Here is a 26,077-nt window from a genome sequence, read left to right as displayed (position 1 = left end):
TGTACTGTTCTATGGGTTTAGTCTAACTGAGTTGATAAGTAACGCAGGTAGGCGTTACGTAAGCGAATCTTATTCTCTTCAAAGTAATCGCTACCATAACGACCACGGTTGAAGTAACGACGTAGCATGCTGTTGTCCATGATAAGCTCATCACCTTGTCCATCACTTAAGAAATTGACGTCATTGCCTACTCGCGTCATCACATTAAAGTCATAAGCTTCGTTACCTCGAACCTGCAATAAGCTAGGAGACATATCACGCCAAGGTGTTAGTGGTAGCTTGACTGACACAGCGACAAACTGCTCTTCATCAGTATCTTTGTACTTAGTAACCTGATAAGTAGCAGAAACCTCAATATCCTCAAACCAATGCGATGTTGTTAGCTTAGCACCAACATCCCCCCGCCAAAACTCACCCGCTGTCGCGTTAAACTGCCAATCCCATTCGGGCATTGAAAAAGTATAGCGAGCTAGCGAAGTTTGACGATCGAGAGTTTCATAGCCATTTTCATCTTTCTCATCGACGTGCTGGAAGTAGCTCATTTCCAAACTCAAAGCGTGCGCACCAGACTGAGAAAACCATGTAGACTCACTTCTCGCGCCAATATAATCTGTTTTCGCCAGACCGACGGATACTTGGTTCGCAATATCGACATAAGGTAAACGGAAGAATTGGTGCAACATTGCGCGTTCGATATCATTTTCGTAAGCACTATCCTCAAAGTATCCCCATTTTTCATAATCGTCAGTTTCCGCTAACGGCAAAATATGGCGAACATCGACAGCCGCGCCAGACCAAAGGTAGGTATATAAGTTACTCGACATCGCAAAAGAGTAGTCATAAACACCAAACTCGGTCGCAACGGCATGACGAACCATTGGTGAAAAGACAAGTTGAGAGTCTAGTGCGCCGCTATTTACGCGCTCTGTTTTCCAGTTAACCAACTCAAGTTTTTCGGCTAAATCTCGTGTCGTGAACTTAATATCCTCGCACGCAGCAGAACCATTGATAAAACTCTGATAGCACGTTGAATTCGCTTGCACACTAACAACGGGCTTTTGGTTTGCGAGCATAAATAGCTCAATACGCTCTGAATCACCACCCACTTCTGATACCGCGTTTTGACCGAGGTGGCTAGAGATGATCCCCATAGCAACACCTAAACCATCTACTTGGTTATGGTTATAACGACGGTTTTCTAGCGCCACTACTGTTGTTTGATTCAGCAAACCGATTTGAATATTCACAAAGCCTTCATTACGAAGCGCGCTCACTAAAGCAGAGATAGAAGCCTCTTTAGCTTTATTCTGCTCCAAAGACAGCTTTTCCATTAACGTGAGATTATTGCGCGAGTAATCGCGAGAACGTGTATACCCAGTAACTAGAGGTACTGAAAGTGCCGCGTTCCAAATATTTTGTTCATCAGTATTGTGGCCAGAGTAGAGCTGATAACTGAGCGAGGCTGTCACATCATAAGGCAATGTGCCTTGTGGGGTAAAAAGCTTAACCGAAGAGTTAAACTCCACAGCATCGTATTCTCCGCTAACCTGCAAAAAGCTCAATGGTTGATATTCAATACCACCGAATGGGCCATCCATCACACCTAATTCGATATCAGAAAGCCCATAACCTGCAGAAACGCGAACCGGAGCAAAGTCGAACGAGTAATCTGCAACCGCATATTTCGTACTGAACTGATTGGCTGAGCCACCTAAGTCCTGAATACCTAGAGCAAAGTCGAGATTCTCCGATCCCCAAAAGTTAGGGACCTGATACTTGAAAGACATAGATAAATCACGGGTATCACCACAATCGTAAAAACAATTTGAAGTATAGTCATCCGTTACAATTCTTCCGTGAGCTTCCAAGCCATCAAACATACCGAACGAGAATTTTAGAGAATCTAAATCTTGAACTGCCGTCCTAAATGGTAAGCCTTGAGCGTACGTAAAAGAAAAATCGCCGTAATTTAAAGACTGTGCATTGGGCGTAAAAGTCAATCCGGTAAAGCTTTGGTTCGAAGGTAGCGTCGCCAACTCCTGAGCGGTAAGAGAAGTACTTACCAATAGCGGCAGCGATAATGCTGCTATCCCTGTTTTTATCGTTTTCTGTGCCATCAGTTTTAGCCACTGTTAATGTATTGAATACAGAAAAAGGCACTCAGAAGTGCCTTTTTGAGATTACGACATGTTCACGTTACGCTCGTAGTAAACAAACCACCACTGCGAGCACCAAGACAACATATCTTATTAATTTTTCTATTATTTACCAACCAGACAAAAGCATCAAGTTTCACTTGCATTACTTTGCTTTGGTTCAAAAGTATATAACTCCGCAGTGCGAGTATTTTGCTTCCATACGAGATCTTCAATGCCGTCCACCGGATTAAAGCCTGTAGGAGCATCGAGTAACAAGCGACGAATCACTTCGTGTTGGAAGTTGTGACAGGCGACATCGAGCTTGTCGATTAAGATTTCATACTCTTTTAGTGGTAGGTAACTTTCTTGCGCTGTCATAATACGTGCGTGTGCCGTTTCGGAAACATTGTCATCTCCAATCAACAGCTCTTCATATAACTTCTCTCCCGGTCTCAAACCTGTGAAGAGAATCTCTATATCGCCATGAGGATTGTTTTCATCTTTAACTTCAAGCCCTGACAGGTAAACCAAGTTCTTCGCTAGATCGACAATCTTAACGGGCTCCCCCATATCGAGAACAAATACATCGCCACCTTTACCCATCGCCCCAGCTTGAATAACCAACTGGGCCGCTTCTGGAATTGTCATAAAGTATCGAGTAATGTCTTTGTGGGTGACCGTAATAGGTTCTCGCTTCTCAATCTGTTTTTTGAATACAGGAATTACCGAGCCAGACGAACCCAAAACATTACCAAAGCGCACCATACAGAAACGCGTACCCAGATTAGGGTTGCTCTCACGAATTCGGTTTTGTTGCTCCGCCAACGCCTGTAGGCCTAACTCAGCCATACGTTTAGTCGCACCCATCACGTTCGTTGGTCTAACAGCCTTATCAGTAGAAATAAGAACAAAATTCTTCACACCTGCATCAATCGCCGCTTGCGCTGTATAGTAAGTACCAAACACATTGTTTCTTACACCTTCAACAACGTTGTACTCCACCAGCGGAACATGTTTGTACGCCGCAGCATGGTAAACCGTGTCCACTTCAAAGGCTTTCATGGTAGTTTCTAAGCGATTTTGTCTCTGCACAGAGCCAACCAATGGAACGACGACAATGCTCAGATTGTTAGCTTTAATGATTTGACTCAATTCACTGTGCACCTGATACAACGCAAATTCAGACAGTTCAAATAAGATCAATGATTTTGGCGAGTAGTTTAAAATCTGACGACATAACTCAGAGCCAATTGAACCACCAGCTCCCGTCACCATCACTACTTGATTCTTGATGTTCGCTTCCATTAATACTTGTTGCGGCTGAACAGGGTCTCGACCTAACAAATCACCAATCGGAACCTCTTTCAGTTCATCAATTTTCGCCTTACCCGTAAGGATATCTTTCATATCTGGAACGGTTTGGATTTCAACGGGCAGTTTAGAAATTCTATCTAAGACTTCCTTACGGCGTTTGTTTGAAGCGCTAGGAATAGCAAGTAAGATTTTTTTTACTTCATACTTTCTAATCGCCTTCATCGCGTTATCCGCTGTATAGACTCGGTAACCCATTAGCATTGTGTTTTGAAGCGTTTTGTCTTCGTCGACAAAGCCAATAACTCGGTAGGTTTCTGATTGTCGCAGCGCAAACGCAAGCTCACGACCGGCACTACCCGCACCATAAATAAGAACTGGCGCTCCAGCTTTGTGTACCGATTGAGCAACCAAGCTCCTTACCAGCAGACGGCTAGTCCCTACCCCGATCGCAAGAAAAGCGGCATAAATAAAAGGAATCGAGCGTGGTAGTTGGGCATCAAATGCAAAAGCAAAACTGGCCACACAAAGCGCAGATAGAATCGTACCCAACCCGACGACTGCCAGAACATGAAAGCCTAAATAGCGTAGCACCGCTCGGTAGAGGCCAAACGAGACAAAAACAGCAAGCGTACACACAATGGTTGCCAACAGTACATAGTTACTGCTTGTATCTGGAAGTGGGCGGAATTCACCAATGCGAGACCAATAAGCAAACATAAAAGCAGCAGAGATAATAAAGAAATCCACTCCGATACTAATAAGGCGCTTTTGATATCTCGGTAAAGACCAAATGACGTTAAGTTTGGAATTATTTTCAATCATGACAGTATGTAAGCCTCATTACCCCAAGTTTATTTTTAGAGTTTGGTGGTAATGCTAGTTAATATTATGAGATAGCCTGAGCAAAGATTATACAACCTGATGATTATGTATAGAACCATTAATTGCATATTCTCTCACTGCATCGCATCTTTTAAGCAATCTGCGTAGCAGACATTTTACATTTTCATCAAGTGGTGGGACGCTGTTACAGGAAAACATAAATAACGACATATTAAAGCACTATTATTTATGCGTCCCACTTAGACTGAACTGGTTTACTTCTGCGCTTCTAACAACACTTCACGGATCACACCGCACGTTTTAGCGACTTCTTCTGACGATAATGTTGGATGAACCAAAAACATTAAACTGGTTTCACCTAACAGCACTGCATTCGGCAAACGTTTTTCTGGTCGCCATGGCGTATTATCAAATGCTTTTTCTAAATACACCTCAGAGCAGCTACCTTGATAAGCCGGAACACCACGTTCCACAATGGCTTCCACAATGCGATCTCTCGTCCAGCCCTCTGCCAAATGTTTAGGCTCAACAAAAAGGTAATGTTTGTATTCAGCGTGCTGCGAATGCTCAGGCACGTGAACGCGTCGAACGATATTGAGATCTGCAACAGCCTCATCGATTTGTGCCGCATTGGCTTGGCGTTTTGCCGTCCACTCTGACATGCGAGTCAATTGAATACGACCAACCACAGCTTGTAGCTCAGTCATACGCCAGTTGGTTCCAAAGCTGTCGTGCAACCAGCGAAAGCCTGGTGGATGCTGACGGTTATAAATCGCGTCATAGTTTTTACCATGATCTTTGTAAGACCACATTTTTGACCACAAATCTTTATCATTCGTGGTCACCATGCCGCCTTCACCGCCTGTCGTCATGATCTTATCTTGACAGAATGACCAAGCACCAATGTGACCAATTGTGCCGACACTGCGGCCTTTATATTTCGCGCCATGTGCTTGAGCACAATCTTCAATAACATAAAAACCATGTCTTTCTGCAAGCGCCATGATGGCATCCATTTCTGCCGGCATACCAGCCAAATGAACAACGATGACCGCTTTAGTCTTAGGAGTTAGGACCGCTTCAATCGACGCTGCCGTAATGGCTTGGCTATTGAGCTCCACATCCGCGAACACAGGGTTGGCGCCAGCCGTAACAATAGAAGACGCAGAAGCCAGAAACGTTCTAGGCGTCGTAATAACCTCGTCCCCTTCACCAATCGCTAACGCTTTAAGCGCGACATCAAGTGCAAGGGTACCATTGCTTAGTGCAACAGCATGATCACATCCAACCCAAGCTGCGAATTCTTTTTCGAACTCACGGCACTCACTACCTGTCCAGTAGTTTACTTTGTTTGACAGTAGTACACGACTAACTGCGTCGGCTTCTTCTTGAGTAAAAGAAGGCCATGGAGAAAATGGAGTATTAAGCACGATGTCACCTAAATAAAAATTATTCTGAGAATGTTATTTTGAGTTTACGAGCTGTGCAGGCGTACCCACAACAGTTTGTAAGTCTGGTACATGGTTCAGGACAGTCGCGCCGGCTCCTACCATTACGCCCGTACCAATGGAAATAAGTTGTTTAACTTGGCTTCCGATACCGAGCCAGCTACCCTCACCGATGGTCACTCCACCAGCAATATTGCAACCAGGACTAACGTGCACACCATCAGCCAAACTGCAATCATGGTCTATAGTTGCAGCCGTGTTAATAATGCATGCTTTACCAACTTTGACAAAAGGATTGATGACAGCACCAGCCATGACCACCGTACCTTTATCAAGCTGACTATGCCGACTAATTGTGGCCCTAGGGTGCTCTAGTACAGAGAACTTAGCGCCAGCTGTACTGAGCTGATTCTGCTTTTCTAACCTGATTTTATTATTGCCGATTGCTATCACCGTTAGATCAAACTGCGCCGCTATCTTTAACAAGGTTTCGGAATTCCCTTTGACTGGCCAATGCTCCACATTTTGCAACCCTGGCCAGCGATCATCAAAAAACTCAATGTTTGTATAACCATTTAGCTCCGCAATTTCAGCAACGACTTTCCCGTGACCACTAGCGCCTAAAATTGCGCAAGTTCTATTCATGGACTTCGCTCTGCTTTGATTGACCAGTAAAAGGTTCTATCGTGACATGGCCATCTGCCGATATTCCTTCCTTCACAAACACTTTTTTAACGGTTAGGAACAGAATTTTGATATCTAGCCATAGGTTACGATTATCGACATACCAGACATCGAGCTTAAACTTATCTTCCCAACTAATCGCATTACGCCCATTAATTTGAGCCCAGCCCGTTACGCCAGGCCTGACTTCGTGACGTCTTGCTTGCTCTTTACTATAAAGCGGTAAGTACTGCATTAATAAAGGACGTGGCCCCACTAAGCTCATCTCACCCTTTAACACGTTCCACAATTCTGGAAGTTCATCGAGACTTGAATTTCTCAATTTGTCTCCGAACGGAGTCATTCGCTCGGAATCAGGAAGTGGATTTCCTTGTGAATCGACTGCATCTTTCATGGTACGGAACTTAACCATTTCAAATGGTTTGCCATGCAAACCAGGACGTGTTTGACGAAACAACACGGGCGAGCCTAAGTTCTTGCGTATTTTCCAAGCTACGAGCGCGATAATTGGTGAAAGTAAAATAAGGGCAAATAAAGAAGCCGTGAAATCAAATGATCTTTTCATTATTTACCTCTGCAGATTTCACATCTGATTGAGCCGTTCCTACTACCCACTGAACCCATTTATCAGCTAACAACTGACGGTCAAACTGACTTTCAGCAAGCTGTCGAGCGGATGCCCCCATGTTAACAAGCGCCTCTCGATTATCTGCCGCCTGCTCTAAGGCATTTGCAAACGCCTGCGGATTTTCCGGAGCCACAGTAAAGCCACACTGAGATTCTTCTATCATCCCTGCTAGCCAACCTGGGTAGTTATTAATCACAGGGAGGCCCGCAGAAATATAATCGAAAAATTTATTCGGAGATGTTCCGTAATAAAAAGCAGGGATATTTGCCAACACTTGCATTCCAACATCAGCGCTTGCCATCAAACCCGCCAACTTCTGCTTATTTACAGGAGGGTGAAATACAACGTTATTCAGCTGCATCTCTTTAGCTTTCGCCTCCAATTGTGGTTTTAGCTTACCTTGCCCCACCAAAACTAACTTAATATCGTTTCGGCCACGGCTTTGTAACTCTGTCGCTGCATCTAAGACAGCATCCAAACCGTTCGCCATACCATGAGTGCCAGTGAAAACCGCCATCAAATCTTCTTGCGCGACACCTTCTGGTCGCCATGGCTCGCTTGGTTGAGTAAAGATGGAGAGATCACAGCCATTGGGCACCATCGCGATTTTGTCTTTAGGTACTCCACGCTTCTTGATTCCCTCGACAATGCCAGGAGAAAGGCCAATACAGCGATTCGCACTGCGATAAGACGCCCATTCTAATAGAGACATCAAACCCAAAATGATAGGGTTTGTAATTACCCCCATTTCTTTTGGTAGTTCAGGCCACAAATCCCTTACTTCAAAAACAAAAGGCTTTCCACGTAACCAACGTGCAAAAATACCTGGAATACCCGCTGTTAATGGTGTTGTTGTCGCAAACAATACATCGTATTTCTCTGTAAAAGCTAAGCCGATACTTTTTAGGGCAAACTTAACAAAAGTCATGCTTCTTTTAAGAAAGCCATCTGAGTTGGAATACGCCAAATCAAACTCAATGATGCGGATACCATCGACGACGCCCTCACGTTTGCCACCAATAAACTCTGACTCTAACCCTGTCTCTCCTCCACCATATGTGCCACATACCATAGTGACATTATGCCCATGGTGAATTAGGCGCTTTGACATCTCGTAGGAACGTATTCCTGTGGAACCTTTAGGTGTTGAAAAGTGCTGGTGAAAATAAAGAATATTCATATATAAACTCAAAAACAAATAACCTCTAAACGTTATAAAGGTGGTTAATAATAAAAACAGAGCACACCAGAATCACTGAGATGAAATTAAATCGAGTCTAGCTAATAAAAATGGTGTAAAGAAAATCATTCTATTATCATAGGCATCACCAGAGATCATCGAATTCAAAAAAACAATCAAAAATAAGACCACGAAAATAAACTTCATTCTAAGCAATGAAAAGAGACTTATACAGATGAAAAAAAACACAATTAAAAGAGACAACCATCCACTCTCAAGCAGAAGTTCAACAAAAAGATTGTGCGGATAGTCAAACTTAACCTCACCGGAAGAAAGATACCCATAAGTTCCCCATCCTGAACCCATATAGGCATAACTTCCGGCCAACTCAATTGCCTTTTCAATATATGTAAACCTTGCACTTACACTCTCTCCACCGCCATCATCTGATAGAACTAAAAGTCTATAGTAAATATTGCTGCTAAGAAAAAAATCAATCATATAAAGGGATAAAAAAAACAGCAAAATATAAGTTATAAACTTATTTTTCCCTTTGTACACAAATATCAAATAGTATATTAAAAATAAAATATATAGAATTAACGTTGCTCGAGTAGAAGTTGCAATCAAACCCGATCCAACCATACAAAACAATAGCACGTGTTTTAAATAACTCACACTTTTAGATATCGTGGTATCAATAATTATATATAAAATCAAAGAATAAAGGAAAACTCTTGCCGTTGTTATTGAACCTGCACCTGCGATTCCGACACGTTTTCCACTAGAAAATAAAAAATAACAAAAAGCTAGAAATCCCAAAGCATAAAAGACATAGCTCAAAATAACAAACTCTCGTCTGGACATTAATTGTATGCAGAAAATAAACACAATTATAGAGAATAACTTCAAAGTCTTATCTAAATATACAAGTTGAAAGTCAAGATAAAAATAACCGGGAATTCCCAACAAAAAAACAATAAAAAACAACGCCAATAAGAACAAAAACGTAGGCTCTATTTTTATTTCCCTAACGCTTCTATCTATCATTTTAGTCAAGATTAATGACAAGGAAAAGAAAATAACAAAAATCGAATCAAAGAAAGAGTAATCGGCATGATGTAAATTCAACACGCCCTTACGTCCTAAAAACAAGAAGTTAACCACTAGGACGACAAGAGAAATAGAAAAAAATAAGCTAAATGATTTTTGGTTGTAACTTTTCATTAGCACCAGCCAGTAGAATAAAAATAATTAATTTAAAATATGCCGAAATTATTGCTCCTACTAAGCCAAATTCACTAATAAGACACATTGATACTGGTATACCAAAAGCAATACATAAAACAATAACAATCACATTAGTTCTATCTCTAACCTCTCTCTTAAACAAGTCCACAAAAAAATTATTAACAGCCTTCAAAAGTATCATAGGACTACACAAAAGAGAGATTAAGATAACATTTTTTGCATTCGGATAACTCAAACCCAGAGATGAAAAATGAACTATAGCAAGAGATAAAACTAGAACACTAGCCATCCCAAAAAACAAAACGATTGGTATCTTTGCATAATTTAATATATTCAACTTACTTTCAGTTTTAAAGCTCGATATAAGATTATACTGAGATTGAAAACTCAAAAAAACAAAGAAAACATCTAAAATTCTCATTGAGAGGAAGTAGTTAGAAAAATCCGAACTGGAGTAACTTGCAAATATATACTGTTCTAACCTTGCATATATTCCAATCAGAACTACTTGAATTGAAAGTAAAAAACTTGACCTATAGAAAGTGAACAATTCATTAACTGATACATTTACATTATTGATCATGCCAGAGAAAATATAAAGTGAAGAAATAAAAGCCACACCAGAGCAATAGCACAGCATTTCCTCAATAGAAATCAAACCAAAATAGCATAAAACAATAAATAAAAAACTAGAAAAAGCAATAAATAAAGAAAATATAGCCAATCTATTTTTTTTGCTTTTATATAGCATCACGCGCTCAGCACAAATAACCAGGGAGTAAGTATAATTAAATACTAACACTACTATATACAGCCTTAGGAATTCACTCCCCAAAAAAGCAAGAAAAAAAAGTAACAAAGAAAAGTTTACGGTTATTGCTATAACTGAACATTTAATGTTTCCTATCAAACCTGCTTTATCTGTCCTAATTAACTCATCATGAAAACCGCACGAAATCAAAGTCAAATACAAATAACCGGCAGTCCAAGCCATCAAGAAAGCGTCATGATAGTCACTACTATACGACTCACCGAGAGTATAAGTAACTAATGGTATTACTAGTCGCACGCTTACTGAAAAAACCTTTATTGCTAGATAAATATTACGCTCACTTAAAAAATCAACTCCAGCTCTATTTACAATCATAAACAGCCTTTAAATGAGAAAAGTAATTATCATCAGACAAATGTAAACTTAAGTTAAGTAGAACTTTATTCCATTCTACTTCATTATATTCACTAAATGATTTTTCGATCGCCCTATGCAAATCCTGGCTTGATGAACAGTCAAAGACATTACCAACCCCGGCTTTATCTACAATTTCATGTAGAGCACCTCGATTTGAAACTACTGGAATACAAAAATTAAATATTGCCTCAGCTACTACCAGTCCAAATGTTTCATCCCATATCGAGGGTACAACAATAACATTTGAATTTAACAATATTCTTTTCACTCTACCCTTATCGCAAAACCCAAAGTCAGTAAAGTCAATCCCATGCTCCTCAAGCATAGATATTATTGAATTTTTTTCAGGTCCATCTCCGATAAGATTAACTTTCACATTCTTGTAGTAATTTTTATTGCTTATAATCTCGTCACAAAAATCATAAACTCCTTTTTCTTCAACAAATCTACCAAGAAATACAATTTCATTTTTTAAAAATTCTATACTTTGTGGGTTGACCTGTGACTTCTCATTAGAAAAATTAACCGGATTATTTGCTACCACAATATTTTCAATATTGTTACTTTTAAAAACATTAGCAGAGAAAGTACTTGGTGTTAACACACTAACCATGTCACCAAGTAAAGCCAATCTCAAATTAACACTATACATCCATTTTACAAGCTTAATTCCTATTTTCTTCTCTTCGCATCCAGATGAGAAATAGGACATATTTAGACTAGAGAAACTACAGCGATCGCATGGTTTTCTAGCCTTATAGTGATATCTTTTCTGGCTTGGACAGATCATTGCATAGTTATGAGCAGTAAATACTACTCTTATATTTTTCTGTAACCAACCTATTAAGAGTAAAAAAGGAAATAAAATACCAAGAGTTAAACCACCATGAAAGTGAAAAATATCAACTTGATTTTTTTTAATGTATATAAAAGTTCGTATTATATTAGATATACCAAAGATAGACCTTTTCAAAACCAAATCAGAATCAACGTCTAGCGATCCATTTAGAGAAATAAAGTCTCCTTTTTCTTTTAGCAGTTCACAAGTATTCTTAAATACACTTTGAGCGCCGCCTCCAAATTTTGAGGGGTAAACATTTAGAACTGTCTTCTTTCCTGAATTCTGCATCTTATTAGCCAAAACCTAACTTTGTTGTGCCCGTATATCATAAACTCTGACCACACAAGGACTAGCGAAAAATAACAGGGATTCCTATAGCTTTTCGCTGCTTCCTTTCTAAACCTTCTCTGCAGGCTTTTAATTAGTTAACATATTTATTGCATTGAAAAACCATCCAAACACCACACTCAACATTCAGAGGATGCCGGTATGCAGCTTCCGAGATTACACGACAGCCTCTTCATATTAAGCTCAACTAACTTAAGAGATCCCCCGACACATTCATGGCTTTTCCTAGCTTTAATATAGCTAACTGATTAAGAGTGTTGATGATCGTCAGCTTGTCTGTTTATCTTTGATATTATTAATATTTACCATATACCTTTCGTATCAATAACAATACTCGTTCTCACAATGTTATGTTTAAATTCTTTATGATCAACCAACAAAACTTGAATATCCGCTTCTTTCGGTGCGACTTCAAAGTCCATTAGTTCAACATGTTTAAGTTTTTCCGGAATTGCATCAATGTTTGGTTCTACTGCAATAACACGACCTGCATGCATTTCGGCAATTTTTTGTGTGATAGCCATTGCAGGGCTTTCACGCAAATCATCAATATCAGGTTTAAAGGCCAAACCGTAACAAGCAACCGTCACCTCGCGGGCTGTTTTATCTGGGTTTGCTTGTAAAAACTCGGCAATTGCCAGTTTTACTTTATTAATTACCCACTCCGGTTTGCCGTCATTCACTTTACGTGCCGTGTGGATAATTTGTGCTTCTTCTGGTGTTTTTGACACAATGAACCAAGGATCAACCGCAATACAGTGGCCACCTACACCAGGTCCTGGCTGAAGGATGTTTACGCGAGGGTGGCGGTTCGCCAATGCGATCAATTCCCATACATTGATGTCTAGCTTGTCGCAAATGATTGAAAGTTCGTTAGCAAAAGCGATTTGAACATCACGCGAGCTGTTTTCTGTCAGTTTTGCCATTTCCGCTGTGCGCGCATTTGTCACGACACAATCACCTTGCACAAAAGTACGGTATAACTCCACTGAGCGCTCAGAGCAGCGAGTAGACATACCACCAATAACGCGGTCATTTTCTACCAACTCACGAACAACGTGGCCAGGCAATACACGCTCCGGACAGTGAGCGATATTAACATCCGCTTGTTCACCATGCGTTTGTGGGAAAGTCAGATCACCACGAGCTTCAGCTAGCCAAGCGGCCATTTGCTCTGTGGCCCCCACTGGTGACGTAGATTCAAGAATAACGAGGTCACCTTTTTTAAGAACTGGTGCAATGGCTTTACTTGCCGCCTCAATGTAAGACAAATCAGGCGCTGGTACTTCACCTTCTTTACATGGCAAAAATGGCGTTGGAACCGCAATTAAGAATGCATCTGCCGGCTCTGGCGCTGTGGTTGCTTTCAAGTAACCTTCAGACACGGCTGCATTTACGATCATATCGAGATCCGGTTCAACAATATGGATTTTTCCTTGGTTGATGGTATCAACTGCGTGCTGGTTTACATCAACACCTACTACCTTTTTCTTACGTGATGCAAACATGGCTGCGGTTGGCAAGCCGATGTAACCTAAGCCAATAACTGAAATTGTTTCAAAAGACATAATTTTTCCTAACTAAATGATTATTTTGCTAATTCTTCTAAAATACGCTGACACGCTAGACCATCACCATAAGGGTTGTGTGCAAAGCTCATCGCTTGGTAAGCCTCTTTGTCATTCAGTAATACATCTAAACCAGTGACAATCTTATCTACATCTGTACCCACTAGCTTTACTGTGCCCGCGGCAACGGCTTCTGGTCTTTCTGTTGTGTCACGCATAACTAATACAGGTTTGCCTAGGGAAGGAGCTTCTTCTTGGATGCCGCCAGAGTCGGTAAGAATGATATGTGCTCGACTCATTAGGTAGATAAATGGCAGATATTGTTGAGGCTCGATAAGATGCACATTATCGACGTTTGACAGAATGCGATTTACTGGTTCTCTTACATTCGGGTTTAGGTGTACTGGGTATAAGATCTGTGCTTCAGGATGGTCTTGCGCGGTTTTAGCTAAAGCTTCACAAATGCGTTCAAAACCGCCACCAAAACTTTCGCGACGGTGACCAGTAACCAAAATCAGTTTTTTGTTTTCATCAAGCATTGGAAACTGGCTTGCCAATTGTTGGTTAAGCGCGCTGTCGTTATCAATTTTGTCTTTAACCATCAATAGAGCATCGATAACGGTATTACCTGTGATGCTGATATTGTCTGAATTGATGTTTTCTTGTAGCAGATTGTGTTGCGAGGTTTCTGTAGGAGCAAAGTGATAGGTAGTTAACGCACCAGTTAGTTTTCGGTTTGCCTCTTCTGGCCATGGCGAGTAAATATTGCCAGTGCGCAGACCTGCCTCTACATGGCCCACAGCAATTTGCTCATAGTAAGCTGCAAGGCTTGCAGCAAAGGTAGTTGCAGTATCACCGTGTACAAGCACTACATCTGGCTTAAATTCCTGAAGTACTGGTTTAAGTTCCAGTAAGATACGTGCGGTTACATCATTGAGAGATTGACCCACTTTCATCAGGTTAAGATCGTAATCAGGCTTAATTTCAAATAACTCTAAAACCTGATCCAGCATTTCTCGATGTTGAGCGGTAACGCAGCACTTCGCGTCAAATCGCTCATCATTTGCAAGCGCATGAACTAGAGGAGCCATTTTTATGGCTTCTGGACGTGTACCGAATACGGTGAGAATTTTCTTTTTAGACATTGTAAATAACCTAGGCCAAAGAATAGGACGTTGATGTGAATAATCGCGAGTGATGGATACAACACTTCTTCTTACATTAAAAAGCAAAAAAGCATTGTTTCCGGACAGCACAATAACCCCAGAGGAAAAGACACGAACGAATGCGCCACAAGTGCGCAAGCGATACCTTTGGGAAACATAAATCTAGGTAGATAATTTAGGCGGGTCAGTCATTTTCGCAAAGAAGAAGCTCTTGTGAAGACTGTGGTTGATAGGTATTGGTTGATAAACCTGATGCCTAGCTATTATCTTTTTAAAACAGTGTTCATTACTGTTTTGTCCTCCTCTGACGTAACAGGAGGTGCTTTAAGTGTTTGTTTGAAGTCTCTATTTTACTTATAGAGCCTTGCCAGAAATGCAACAGTGTGCTTAATTGTATTTATTGTCTGGCGACATTTTTATGTCACTCGGAGAACTTTTTTTGCTTTTTGGCACGCTACCGCCCTTAGGTCTGGCTCCTAAAGGCAATGCATTTGTTTTTTTATCATTTGTGCTCAAGGCAAAGGATTGTATAGCAAACAGGTTGCAACGAAAAGCACAACGCTGACAAAAAAATGGCTTTCTTATGACAACTGGCCAAAATGCAAACTGTCAGTTTGACAAGAAGATCGTAAATTCTGCCTACCTAAAACGCGTTTTATAATACGCATTTATTCATTTTTATTTATTACAAAATGCAAAAAGTTGACTATGTGGAATATGCATCACAATTTAGTGCAACTAAAAATACCATTTGACACTCTCCTAGCATTTTGACTCCTACTTTTGTGTTTATCTGGCTGGTTGCCTCTCCCTCTTCTTTCTTGAATTCATTACATTGATGCTCATGAAAAGGAGATCGTTATGAAAGTACTTCATCATGGTGGGAAGAATACGGTGACAGGCTCTTGTCATGAACTGCAACTCGAGCACGGGAGCATTTTGATCGACTGCGGGTTATTTCAGGGTAAGGATGCATTGGTAGGCCGTCATGACCGTTCGATGGCGATAGAATTTTCCTTAGCCAAGGTAAAAGCACTGGTGCTGACCCATGCTCATATTGACCACATAGGCCGATTACCGTGGTTACTCGCTACGGGTTTTAAAGGTAAAATCTACTGCACACAAGCTACTGCTGAGTTGGTCCCTCTTATGCTAGAGGATGGATTAAAGCTACAACTGGGTTTAGGCAAGCATCAAAGACAGCACATCTTAAATCTAATTAAGCAGCGATTGGTGCCGTGCCAGTACAACACATGGCTTCCTCTTAAGGGGTTGGCTTATTTACGCTTTCAACCTGCGGGCCATATTTTAGGCTCTGCTTATTTGGAATTTAAACTCTCAAATAATGACGTAATTGTATTCTCTGGCGATCTCGGCCCAAGTGATACGCCTTTACTCCCTGATCCTAAGCCGCCAGAAAAAGCGGACTATTTGTTTATTGAATCGACCTATGGTGATAAGCATCATGAAAGTGTGAAAAGTAGAAGTGCTCGGCTGCTTTCTATTGTCGAACATGCACTGGAAGATGGTGGTGTGATTGTTATTCCTGCTTTTAGTGTAGGTAGAACACAAGAACTGTTATTCGATATTGAACAGCTTTTGTACCAGGAGTCTTTACATGGAGCCCTACCGATTATTCTTGATTCGCCTTTAGCACGGAAGGTGACAAAAACTTATCGGCGCTTTAAAAAGCTTTGGGGTAAAGAAGCGAAGCAGCGTTTGGAGCAGCAACGTCACCCTTTAGCGTTTGAACAATGTATTACGATTGAGACTCATGCTGAACATATGAGATTGGTGAATCGTCTGGCGAGCACGTCTGAACCAGCTATTGTGGTTGCGGCTTCTGGGATGTGCGAAGGTGGTCGAGTGGTAAATTATCTTAATGCGTTGTTACCCGATAGCCGTAATGATGTGCTGTTTGCTGGTTATCAAGCTGAGGGAACGCTAGGGAGAGAAATTCAAGAAGGGGCGAGTGAAGTTGATATCGAAGGAAAGAAAATTAAAGTGAAAGCTCAAATACATACGATGTCTGGCTATTCTGCTCATGCAGATCAATCTGATCTAATTCGATTTGTAGAAGGAATTAATCCGCCGCCAAAAGAAGTGCATTTGATTCATGGTGAAAGAATGGCAAAAGCGGAGCTGTATCAACATTTTGCCAGGAAAAAAACGAACATTGTGCTTTAATTTACTGATAAGTAAATCAGGAGAAATAGTGTAAAAGTAACGTTTTGCTACCATTTCGTTGCTTATTTTCTCCTTGAGATAGTTACCTTGTCGGTTAAAATAGCCGTCGAATAATTACAATGGCAGTTGGCACTATTATGTTTCTGGAACTTCTATTTATCTTCTTTTCTTCGTTTGCCACTTTGTTTCTCATGCGTAAGGTTGCTAAGTCGGTTGGCTTAGTCGATAAACCAAACGAAAGGAAGTTACATGAAGGTGCTGTTCCACTTATCGGTGGGATTTCTATCTGCATTGTTCTTATCCAGTTTCTCACCTTTAAACCACAAGTTATCGAATACAGTTGGCTGTATGTATGTTCTATCGCACTCTTAACGCTTATCGGAGCCATCGACGACAAGGTCGACTTGAGTTTCAAGATACGCATGGGGGTTCAGGCTGGCTTGTCTTTAGTGATGATTCATATTGCCGGTATTGAACTGCACAGTTTAGGAAACATGTTCGGTTTTGGTGAAATCAACTTAGGTTGGACTGGCATTGTGATTACAGTGTTAGCGGTGATAGGTGCAATCAATGCTTTTAATATGGTAGACGGCATTGATGGTCTTCTGGGTGGGCTTTCTATTGTAACCTTTGGCGCTCTTGCCTATTTATTGAGGGTAGACGCCCAACACGGCTTAGCTTACCTCTGTGTGGTAATTATTGTTGCCATGCTGCCGTATATTTTCATGAACTTGGGTATTTTAGGGCGCGCTCGAAAAGTATTTATGGGTGACGCAGGCAGCATGATGATTGGCTTTACAGTTATTTGGCTGTTGCTCGGTGTCAGCCAAGCAGAAAGCAAACCTTTGATGCGTCCAGTAACAGCATTGTGGTTAATTGCGGTTCCGTTGATGGACATGGCGGCCATCATGATTCGCCGCGTTCGCCGCGGGGATTCGCCATTCAAACCTGACAGAGAACACTTGCATCATATTTTCCAACGTATGGGTTTAAGCTCGAAACAAACTCTTGTTGTGATTTGCCTGATTGCATCTGCATATGCGGCATTTGGTATCTATGGTGAATTGACCGGTCTATCTGAAGCTATCATGTTCTATACCTTCATCGCCTGTTTTGTGGCTTATTGCTTTATTCTGTCTTACGTTTGGCGCATCACCAGTTATGTGCGTAGCAAGCTGGGAAAGCCTGAAACAGTTACGGTTTCAAATAGCTAACTCTTTGTAATATAATTTGAAATCAAAAAAATGCCCGCAACACCGTGGGCATTTTTCTATTTATACAAGAAAGTAAAATTAAGCTTTCTTTGTCACCACTAGAGACAAGTATTTAACAAGCTTAATTTGACGTGTAATTCTTGTCGGTTGGCATATTAAACGGTAAAACCACTCAAGGTTGTACTTCTGAGCCCATTGAGGAGCACGTTTCACTCGATCCGTGAACACATCGTAAGTACCGCCTACCCCCATGTAGAAGGCATCTGGATAAACTTCACGACATTTGTTAATAAAATTCTCTTGTCTAGGAGAGCCAAGTGCCACCGTTATGACTTTCGCTTTGCTTTCCTTAATTCTGTTTATAAGCTCCGCTTCATCTTTAAAATAGCCATCGCAAGCATCAACGACATTAACATTAAGTTCTTGTTTTAACTTATCAACGGTCTGTTGGTTAACCTCTGGTTTAGCGCCAACGATAAATACTGGCACACTCAGCGGTGCAGACCCTTTCATTAGCTCCAACCATAAGTCACAACCAGGAATTCTCGCACTTGGGCAGCCGCGCCTGGACATGACCAAAGAAACCCCAGCCCCATCTGGATAACGAATGCTCGCAGACTCTAGGATTCTCTTTACATCAGCCTGTTCATAGCTTGATACGATTTTTTCAGCATTCACGGCAACAGCAAAGCCACTAACAACATTTCCCTGATGTAAGATAGAGTCAACAGCGTGATCCATACTGTCGAATGCAGAGATATCTAGCCCACCAATTTTGCATGTTTTATTCATTTTCGCACTTCTTTTCTGTTTCTTGGGCACTTCTATATTTAATTACTTTTGCTGGTACACCACCAACAATTGCATAACTTGGGACGTCTTTTGTCACCAGCGAGCACGCACCAACAATTGCACCCTTCCCAATAGTAATGCCATGCTTTATAACAACATTTCTACCGATCCAAACATCATCCTCAATAACTGGCGGAAGGCCAAACACATCTTCTTGATCAACCATCGGAATATCTAATCTTTCATAACTATGCGTGCTGGAAAGAATTGCTACGTTTGGCGCAATCATTACATTGTTGCCTATTGTGGCACTTTGAATGAAGACATTCTCGTTGATGCGGACGTTATGACCGATTTTTAACTCAGAAGCGTTAGAGATGTAAATTCTATTCTCTAATCGGTTTTTTGGATGTGCCGTTACAACTTTTAATACTCGAGTCAAGTACCAGCAACGAAGTTTACTAAACAGTGGCAAGTATCTTGAGTTAGGTAAGTTGTAGAAAAATAAATAATAAATTACGAGCTTTAACTTTTTCATAGAAGTACTTTGGCACTATATGTCCATAATTTGGGATGCTTTAGTAATGAAGATTATATTTTCGTCCTCACCACCTTCTTTCATTAAGTTGTTTTCCACGACATCAAGTACGTAAGTTCTCCCAAGAAGCTCTAAAGCTTCAAAGTGACAAGAGGAGAATATTGAGAAGTGAGCTTTAGATGCACCAATTAAAGTAAGCGTATCTTGGTAGGCATCTCGGTCGATTACTTTGAATTTTTCGTTTTGTACTAGCGCAGAGAGTTGAGTATGGTTTTGATGCTCACGCGGATGAGGTCGATAAACTACGGTATAGTTTGGGAATTGTTCGATTAAACTTGCAACAAAGTCAGCAACTTCCGTATAGCAAATGCCTTGTCCTGTAAAAATGAAGAACTTGTCATTCCCTACTTGGTTGAACACCTCTTTCTTCACTTCGTCACAAGCTTGGGGTAACGCCCCCTCGACTTCTATTCCATGTTCAGGAACGAAGTTAGCTTGGCGCATTTTCATTTGCCAATAACTTGAATAAAGCTTCAGACGGGTTGGCAACATGCTACTGCGCCAAAGTTCTTCACCAACATAGTGATACGAAGGGTGGTAAGGCGCTAGTAAGCCGTGTTGGTATTCTAGGGTCTTAATGCCGAGTCCGTTTGCTGCACTCACAATGGCTGGTTTTGTATATGCAGAGACGATTTCTACGTTTTGAACGCCTAACCATTTTAAGAGCTTCGTATACGCAGCTTTCTTACTTTCGTAATCTAGTAAAAAGGCTTCTACTGTCTGTTTGGAAACGCCATATTCTTGATTCAATAAGGCGAAGAATTCCTCTGAGAGCTCAGGAGTTCGTGCACGCCCACCAAAACGTTTAATGAACACGACTAGCAGTTTTATGATCAGGTTTTCAAAGATGACACCACGCTTGAAGCACGTCAGGAGCTTTACACCTTCAAAATTTGAGCAATGATACAAAGTACAAAGTTTTTTCTGCTTTTCAGGTGAAACAAATTCATCATAAATCACGCCCTCATTTATTGAAACTCGGGAGAATGCACCAAAGTAAGCCGTGGCCTTTTTATTGAATCTCGCCCTAAATAAGTTGCAGAAGCTAAAAATCAGAGAAAGCAGCAATGAGATATATGACTTTGATTTAAACTCCATATCCTCCACCCCTTTAGACAGAGTGATATGGCGAGTCATTTGGTATTTGAGTAGAGGCCAAACCTCAGCTTCGTTGCTAAGGTTGTTTTCAAGAATATGTGTTTCTACGACTTTATGCATTTGTTCGCTTCCGACTATGAACAAAGATAGCGTTGTTCGACGTCAATATCCCTAGTAAAAAGAAAAGCAATAATCCTATCATATTCCCCATAATGGGTACCATCGAGCCAATCCCAACAAGCATCAAAAATCCATTAATACGAATCAACCTAACATGGACAACCTGGTCAACATAGCCATCTTTTTCAGCAAAAAAAGGCTGAAAGATAAACCACATAACAAATATTATTCCAAGGCCATACTCAGCAATCAGTGAAACAAAGAACAGATCAAAAATCGGCCCTTCGATCTGACTTCCATAACCAATAATTGCCCTATCTACGTTAAAAAAGGTATACACATCTGTGTACATCTTGGACATGACGGTTCCATATGTCCCCGGGCCAGCACCAAATGGGAAGTTATACTCGAATATCTCCATCGCATAATAAAAGATCTTATAACGGACATAGTTTTCGTTGAAGTTCTCAAGAACAGAGTCACCAATTAATACCCAAAGTCCTCCTAAGATTATTGGAGTAGAAAGAACGAGAAATATCGAACCTATCAATCTTATTATCCCCTTATTTTTGTACATTACGGTAATGCCATATGCAACTAAGAGAATTAAAAGCTCTTTCCTAGAAAATGTTAGAAATAATAAAAAAAAGGAAAAAAAGAGTAGAGACCAGTAAAGCTTAGGTTTATAAATAAAATATCTTTTTGAATCATCATTGTATTTAAATGACAATAACAAAATACTGTATAAGAGAAGAAACCCAGAGTATAAAACACGAGATCCGAAAAAAGATCCCGGTGTAATCCCCATAATCCCACGACCATCTTTTGCCAATGTATATAATATATTAGGAACTAAATAATCAGAAACAACAAACAAAGAAGAGAACAATAAAATATACGTAAGTGCTTTCGTAAACTTAGCCAATAACATTGGTCTATCTGTATTTAAAGCATAAGCCATAACAAAGAAAACAAATACAAACTTCAAAGTCAAGAACGTTTGTAAAATATTTATTACAGGAATACCACTTCTAAAAACCATGAAAGCCGAATACGTAAAAAGTATAAATGAGAGAAAAAGAAAGCTCTTCTTAACTGGTTTATATATAATACAGATAAAGAATGCGACAATACAAATCAGTATGTATATATGATTAAAGTATGCTAAAGCTCCTAAGTTTAATATATTTTGTCGAGATATAAAAAACAAAATCATCGTCGCCAATAATAGGTATAGATAACCTTTAGATGTAAATATCATATTGATACCAAATATAAAACCTGACTATCTCTGGACGTAATATTACTACCAAAGCTTGACCATTTAGTTACTAGAATAACGACGACTTACACGCTTAGAAACACCCGTTAGAAGCTCATAAGGAATAACTCCAGCACATTTCGCAATGTGTTCTATTGGTAGAGAGTCACCCCATAGGGTCACTTCATCTCCCACTTTGACGGCAGAATTATTCCCAATATCGACACTGATTAAGTCCATAGAAACCCGCCCAACAAGGGGGTATTCAACCCCATTGATCAGCACTGGCGTTCCATTTTTTGCACTTCTAGGGTAACCATCCGCATACCCAACCCCAATCACCGCTAAATTGGTGTCTCGCTCAGAAACCCAAACACCATCATAACCTACAGGTTCACCTTTAGAATGGCGACGCACCGAGGTAACATAGGCCTTTAAAGATTGAGATGTGCGCAGCCCTAAGTCTGGACCTATTTTATCGCACAAAGGGGATAGGCCATATAGTGAAAGACCGACTCTAGCATAGCTTTGACCATTGAAGTAACCTTGTAAAAGCCCTGCAGAGTTTGTAATTGAGGTTCTCACATTTAGGTTAGACGTAGTACTTTCAAAACTGTCTAACTGGAAAAGACTTCGCTCAGAATCATTGTCAGCAGAAGAGTAATGACTCAAGATCCCTTTTACCGTGATATTTGGCATAGATTTTAGAGCTTCAAGAGTACGATCAAGCTCATCAGCATGTAGCCCCAAACGATGCATACCGCTGTCAAACTTAATCCAACATTGCAACTCGGTTTCTGTAGAAAGCGTTCTCAAAATATCAAGTTGACTCTCGGAGTGGACTACAACTATAAGCTCATGCTCAATAGCCTGCATTAGATCATCGTATGTATTAACACCAGAGAAAACTAAAATATTTTTTTTTACACCTGAGCTCTTTAAAGCTAGCCCCTCAGATAGGCGAGCGACAGCAAAAGTGCTAATAGAGTCAATAGCTTGACAAACTTCTAATGCACCATGTCCATAAGCATCTGCTTTTATTACACCAATAAGCTCACATTTAGCATCTGTTTTTGCACTTAGAACTTTCGCGTTATGTTTAATCGATTCTAAATCAATTAATAGGTAGGGCTCAGCCACTATTATTTACCTTCTTCCTTACTAAAATATTGCTAGATGCGTGTTTAGGTACACCACAATCGCAGCCGTCATGCATGCACTAAGAAGAAAAGCAATGCTTTCTTTTAAAAGGTAGTGCTGTTTTACTTTAGTATTAACCAGAGCATAAAGTATAAACGCGGCAAAAATACAGCTTAACATTGTCGACGATGCGGAACCTAAAATACCATATCTTAGTGTTAAAAAATAACTTAATGGAATATTTACTAACGTAGCAAATAGAAAACCAAACATTTTGTATTTTGCAGTTTTTTCTTCCAGAGAAAGAACATTAGTATAAAGTATATACAATGTATTAAACAAAAAGCTTAAGCTAAGAACTACAAATACATCATAACTAAATTCTATTTTATCACTATATATAATTTTAAAAATAAACGGCAATAAAAAAATACAAGACAAAAAAACCAAATAGTTAGTTATCAAGAGACTCTTTGTATTTTTACTCATTTTTTCTAAAGAAAGGTATCCATATTGTGAGTATAATTTTAATAACTTAGGCATATATGCTTTGTTCATCGCAAGTATCACAATTTGAATTGCACCCGCTAGTAAAAATATAGACGTATAATTTGCCAACTCTTTTACTGCTAATAAGGAAGTAATATATGCTTTATCCACCATGGAGTTAACAACAGAAAAAACACTCACAGGTAAAATTATTGCAGAGTACTTTACTATTCTAAAATAAGACTTTTTATCAAAGGAAAGTACTTCTTTAAAGAATTCAGTTAACTTAAAAAACCTAGAAACAATAATAAATACAAACACTATATTTAGAACTAGTATAGAGTTTAAATATGAATCAGAACTTTTAAAAACATATATCGATGTAAGACCAACAATAAACTTCATTGCAAAGTAAAAGATAAACCAGAAGAAATATTTGGTCTTATCAAAACTTAAGCGACAAGATAATAAATACAAGTTAACAAAATATTCTAAGAATACTATCCAGAACATTTTTGTCATTTGATACTTTAAAGAAACTATATTGAATAAGAGATAATCATCAATGAATGATAATAATATAGTAACTAAAGTAAATAAAACAAATCCCGTACCCGCAACATGAATACTATTTATAAACAATCTTTTTTTATTTTTTCCTAATTCTTGATTGTAGAAAATAGAATAAGCAGATTCGCTTGATAGGCTTACCATAGGTACTAAAGCGGTAAGTAAAGCTAAGAAAAGTGTTAATTTACCATACTCTTGAATACTCAACAAATGAGATGCAGAGGGCATTAACAAAAACTGCATGCCTTTTACTAAAATATCAGCCAATAGATAGATTACTACTGGCTTCAACAATAGTAATTTAATACTATTAAAATTCATAACATTATATCTTTGACAAAATATTTTGCATTTTTAAGATATTTTGTTGAAGTGCAGGATGAACCCTATGATCTCCATAATCGAAACTCAAACCTAATTCAGTTTGAATCGATTTAGTATCACTATCCAACCGAGTCTTCAATTGTTTAAACTCATTAGATTTAACCCAATTTTCATAATTCATTACACCGCTTCCCCTAATAACGAAGTTACCCATCGCTAATAGTTTTCTTGAAACCGTCGTTATTGGGTTCGGTTTACCAGATAGAGTAGGCTTGAAGTCTTGACCTTGAATTGCAGACAACTCTGGTAATCTTTTAGCAATAAACTCTTGGAATAGTTGTCTATTGAGCAATTCGTCTTCATTAAATTGCTGGACAGTATCTAAGAAGAATGGAGTATAAATACTGTAAGAGTCTTTTTGGCCTAAAAAGCTTTCAAAAGCACCTTTGGCATTATTTCTTCCAAGGCCAAAAATCGCATAGTTCATCAACTTCTCTGAGTTAGAGAGAGTATCAAGTTTAGCATAAAATGCTTCTATATCAGCAACACACTCGTCTAACTCACTCTTTGTAAAGAAATCACCAAACCCAGACATATTCAGTTTTGGTTTAAAGTTTAAAGACAAACCTGTAAACGAGTTAATTGCTTTCTTTACTTTGGCTGCTTTTGGCTTTGTACTTAGCAAAGATTGGTACAATAATGTGTGGTCAAGAAGCGTGCTGTGTTTAATTGAACTGTAAAGTGGAGATGCACCAATGACAAAGCCGCTAGCACCAGTAATTAAAACATTTGATTTTAACTCGCGAACATCAACAATCTTAAAAATTTGAGAACCAACTTCAGGAGCAAGGTTTGATTCCATATCTAGCTGTGTTTTAAGAGGTATCGAGTTATATTCTAATGTACGTCGCTCCAATCCAAAATGTTCTGCAATTTTATTTGCGCTGTTAAAATCATTAGATAGAAACAACTTTCTTGGTCTTTCCAAACCGATAGTAAAGCCTTCTATCTGCATTTCATTTTTTTGGGCGTAATAAGGAATTATACGAGAATCAAGTCCACCACTAATACCTACAGCAAAACTCGCTTCATTAGGATTAAGTGCTTTAACTGTACCAAGTGCGTTGGTAAAAGTTTCATCAATTAAATCAAGCTTGTCATCATATGACAGTTGGTTATCAAGATAACTAAACCGCCAGTATCGTTCCGATAATACAGATTCCTTTTCCAATTCTATTTTTAGGATAGTAGCTGCAGGTACGGTCTTTACACCCTTGATAATAGTACGCTCATTCAAACCAGTAAAAAACACGACTTGTTGTTTAATTGCTGTGACATCAAGATCATCTACGCCAAACGATAAGGCTTCTTTTATCTCCCAGAAATCATCTGAAATTGTAAGTAAACCTTTACTTATATGGTAAAATATATTTTGTTTACCCGGACGATCAGAGACAATTCTTATTTGTCCGGTGGTAGGGTCTAGAACAACAATAGTAAAGTTGCCAATTAATTTCGCCAAATAACTTCTATTGTTATCAAGTATAGCCTTAATGACTTCATTTTCATTTTCTAAGTATAAGCTACCAAATACGTGATAATAAAATAATTTATTATCAAACTGAATGTCTTTGTTCAGACCAGTCTGCGAAGTTTTGTTTATTTTTATTAGCATTTAAATTTCCA

Annotated in this window: 20 protein-coding genes; 2 read left to right on the top strand and 18 right to left on the bottom strand. The window is 39.4% G+C overall.

Going from position 1 to position 26,077, the window contains the following annotated elements:
- Positions 1–17: 17 nt before the first annotated feature.
- The 11 genes from KJB35_RS11180 to wecB form a co-directional block, all read right to left on the bottom strand.
- The gene (locus tag KJB35_RS11180) at positions 18–2,117 is read right to left on the bottom strand and encodes a YjbH domain-containing protein (protein ID WP_213886529.1); all 2,100 of its coding nucleotides are present in this window, start codon (positions 2,115–2,117) and stop codon (positions 18–20) included.
- A 168-nt stretch (positions 2,118–2,285) separates the two neighbouring features.
- Positions 2,286–4,274: a nucleoside-diphosphate sugar epimerase/dehydratase gene (locus KJB35_RS11175; protein WP_130544807.1), complete on the bottom strand. Its 1,989-nt coding sequence runs from the start codon at positions 4,272–4,274 to the stop codon at positions 2,286–2,288.
- A 275-nt stretch (positions 4,275–4,549) separates the two neighbouring features.
- Complete coding sequence (locus tag KJB35_RS11170; RefSeq protein ID WP_213885608.1) at positions 4,550–5,725, bottom strand: DegT/DnrJ/EryC1/StrS aminotransferase family protein; 1,176 nt, start codon at positions 5,723–5,725, stop codon at positions 4,550–4,552.
- Positions 5,726–5,758: 33 nt separating this feature from the next.
- On the bottom strand, positions 5,759–6,388 hold the full coding sequence (locus tag KJB35_RS11165; protein ID WP_213885609.1) for an acetyltransferase: 630 nt from the start codon (positions 6,386–6,388) through the stop codon (positions 5,759–5,761).
- A complete protein-coding gene (locus KJB35_RS11160) occupies positions 6,381–6,992 on the bottom strand; it encodes a sugar transferase (RefSeq protein WP_047103859.1) in 612 nt (203 codons plus the stop codon). Before KJB35_RS11160 ends, KJB35_RS11165 begins: the two co-directional genes overlap by 8 nt.
- Positions 6,976–8,235 carry a glycosyltransferase family 4 protein gene (locus KJB35_RS11155; protein ID WP_213907985.1) on the bottom strand — a complete coding sequence of 420 codons (1,260 nt, stop codon included), beginning with the start codon at positions 8,233–8,235 and terminating at the stop codon, positions 6,976–6,978. Before KJB35_RS11155 ends, KJB35_RS11160 begins: the two co-directional genes overlap by 17 nt.
- A gap of 72 nt (positions 8,236–8,307) precedes the next feature.
- On the bottom strand, positions 8,308–9,462 hold the full coding sequence (locus tag KJB35_RS11150) for an O-antigen ligase (RefSeq protein ID WP_213907984.1): 1,155 nt from the start codon (positions 9,460–9,462) through the stop codon (positions 8,308–8,310).
- Positions 9,434–10,633 (bottom strand): hypothetical protein, encoded by a 1,200-nt coding sequence (locus tag KJB35_RS11145; protein ID WP_213907983.1) that lies wholly within the window; start codon positions 10,631–10,633, stop codon positions 9,434–9,436. Before KJB35_RS11145 ends, KJB35_RS11150 begins: the two co-directional genes overlap by 29 nt.
- On the bottom strand, positions 10,620–11,804 hold the full coding sequence (locus KJB35_RS11140; RefSeq protein WP_213907982.1) for a glycosyltransferase: 1,185 nt from the start codon (positions 11,802–11,804) through the stop codon (positions 10,620–10,622). Before KJB35_RS11140 ends, KJB35_RS11145 begins: the two co-directional genes overlap by 14 nt.
- Positions 11,805–12,166: 362 nt before the next feature.
- Entirely contained in the window at positions 12,167–13,432 is a 1,266-nt protein-coding gene (gene wecC / locus KJB35_RS11135) for a UDP-N-acetyl-D-mannosamine dehydrogenase (protein WP_213907981.1), read from the bottom strand.
- Between the two features lie 20 nt (positions 13,433–13,452).
- Positions 13,453–14,577, bottom strand: a complete 1,125-nt coding sequence (gene wecB, locus KJB35_RS11130) for a non-hydrolyzing UDP-N-acetylglucosamine 2-epimerase (protein ID WP_213907980.1) — start codon at positions 14,575–14,577, stop codon at positions 13,453–13,455.
- Between the two features lie 882 nt (positions 14,578–15,459).
- Here wecB and KJB35_RS11125 point away from each other — a divergent pair.
- Both KJB35_RS11125 and wecA read left to right on the top strand, forming a co-directional pair.
- Positions 15,460–16,785, top strand: a complete 1,326-nt coding sequence (locus KJB35_RS11125; protein ID WP_213907979.1) for an MBL fold metallo-hydrolase RNA specificity domain-containing protein — start codon at positions 15,460–15,462, stop codon at positions 16,783–16,785.
- A 137-nt stretch (positions 16,786–16,922) separates the two neighbouring features.
- Entirely contained in the window at positions 16,923–17,999 is a 1,077-nt protein-coding gene (gene wecA / locus KJB35_RS11120; RefSeq protein ID WP_213885617.1) for a UDP-N-acetylglucosamine--undecaprenyl-phosphate N-acetylglucosaminephosphotransferase, read from the top strand.
- A gap of 78 nt (positions 18,000–18,077) precedes the next feature.
- Here the strand turns inward: wecA and KJB35_RS11115 are convergent, their stop codons facing one another.
- The 7 genes from KJB35_RS11115 to KJB35_RS11085 all read right to left on the bottom strand — a co-directional run bounded on the left by KJB35_RS11115 (position 18,078) and on the right by KJB35_RS11085 (position 26,066).
- Complete coding sequence (locus KJB35_RS11115) at positions 18,078–18,791, bottom strand: WecB/TagA/CpsF family glycosyltransferase (protein WP_054574220.1); 714 nt, start codon at positions 18,789–18,791, stop codon at positions 18,078–18,080.
- Positions 18,784–19,329: a DapH/DapD/GlmU-related protein gene (locus KJB35_RS11110; RefSeq protein ID WP_054574219.1), complete on the bottom strand. Its 546-nt coding sequence runs from the start codon at positions 19,327–19,329 to the stop codon at positions 18,784–18,786. Before KJB35_RS11110 ends, KJB35_RS11115 begins: the two co-directional genes overlap by 8 nt.
- Before the next feature lie 15 nt (positions 19,330–19,344).
- Positions 19,345–20,607: a hypothetical protein gene (locus KJB35_RS11105; RefSeq protein WP_085569704.1), complete on the bottom strand. Its 1,263-nt coding sequence runs from the start codon at positions 20,605–20,607 to the stop codon at positions 19,345–19,347.
- Positions 20,600–21,649: a hypothetical protein gene (locus KJB35_RS11100; protein ID WP_238842876.1), complete on the bottom strand. Its 1,050-nt coding sequence runs from the start codon at positions 21,647–21,649 to the stop codon at positions 20,600–20,602. Before KJB35_RS11100 ends, KJB35_RS11105 begins: the two co-directional genes overlap by 8 nt.
- Before the next feature lie 282 nt (positions 21,650–21,931).
- A complete protein-coding gene (alr, locus tag KJB35_RS11095) occupies positions 21,932–23,008 on the bottom strand; it encodes an alanine racemase (protein ID WP_085569706.1) in 1,077 nt (358 codons plus the stop codon).
- Positions 23,009–23,029: 21 nt separating this feature from the next.
- Positions 23,030–24,388, bottom strand: a complete 1,359-nt coding sequence (locus KJB35_RS11090) for a polysaccharide biosynthesis C-terminal domain-containing protein (RefSeq protein WP_213885618.1) — start codon at positions 24,386–24,388, stop codon at positions 23,030–23,032.
- Between the two features lie 4 nt (positions 24,389–24,392).
- Positions 24,393–26,066, bottom strand: coding sequence for an asparagine synthase-related protein (locus tag KJB35_RS11085; RefSeq protein WP_085569708.1), 1,674 nt, complete (start codon positions 26,064–26,066; stop codon positions 24,393–24,395).
- Between the last annotated feature and the right edge of the window lie 11 nt (positions 26,067–26,077).

Source organism: Vibrio sp. D431a (assembly GCF_030248655.1).
In the GTDB taxonomy this organism is placed as follows: domain Bacteria; phylum Pseudomonadota; class Gammaproteobacteria; order Enterobacterales; family Vibrionaceae; genus Vibrio; species Vibrio alginolyticus.
The sequence above is the reverse complement of the archived record's forward strand: the minus strand, read 5'-3'. Positions and strand labels throughout refer to the sequence as shown.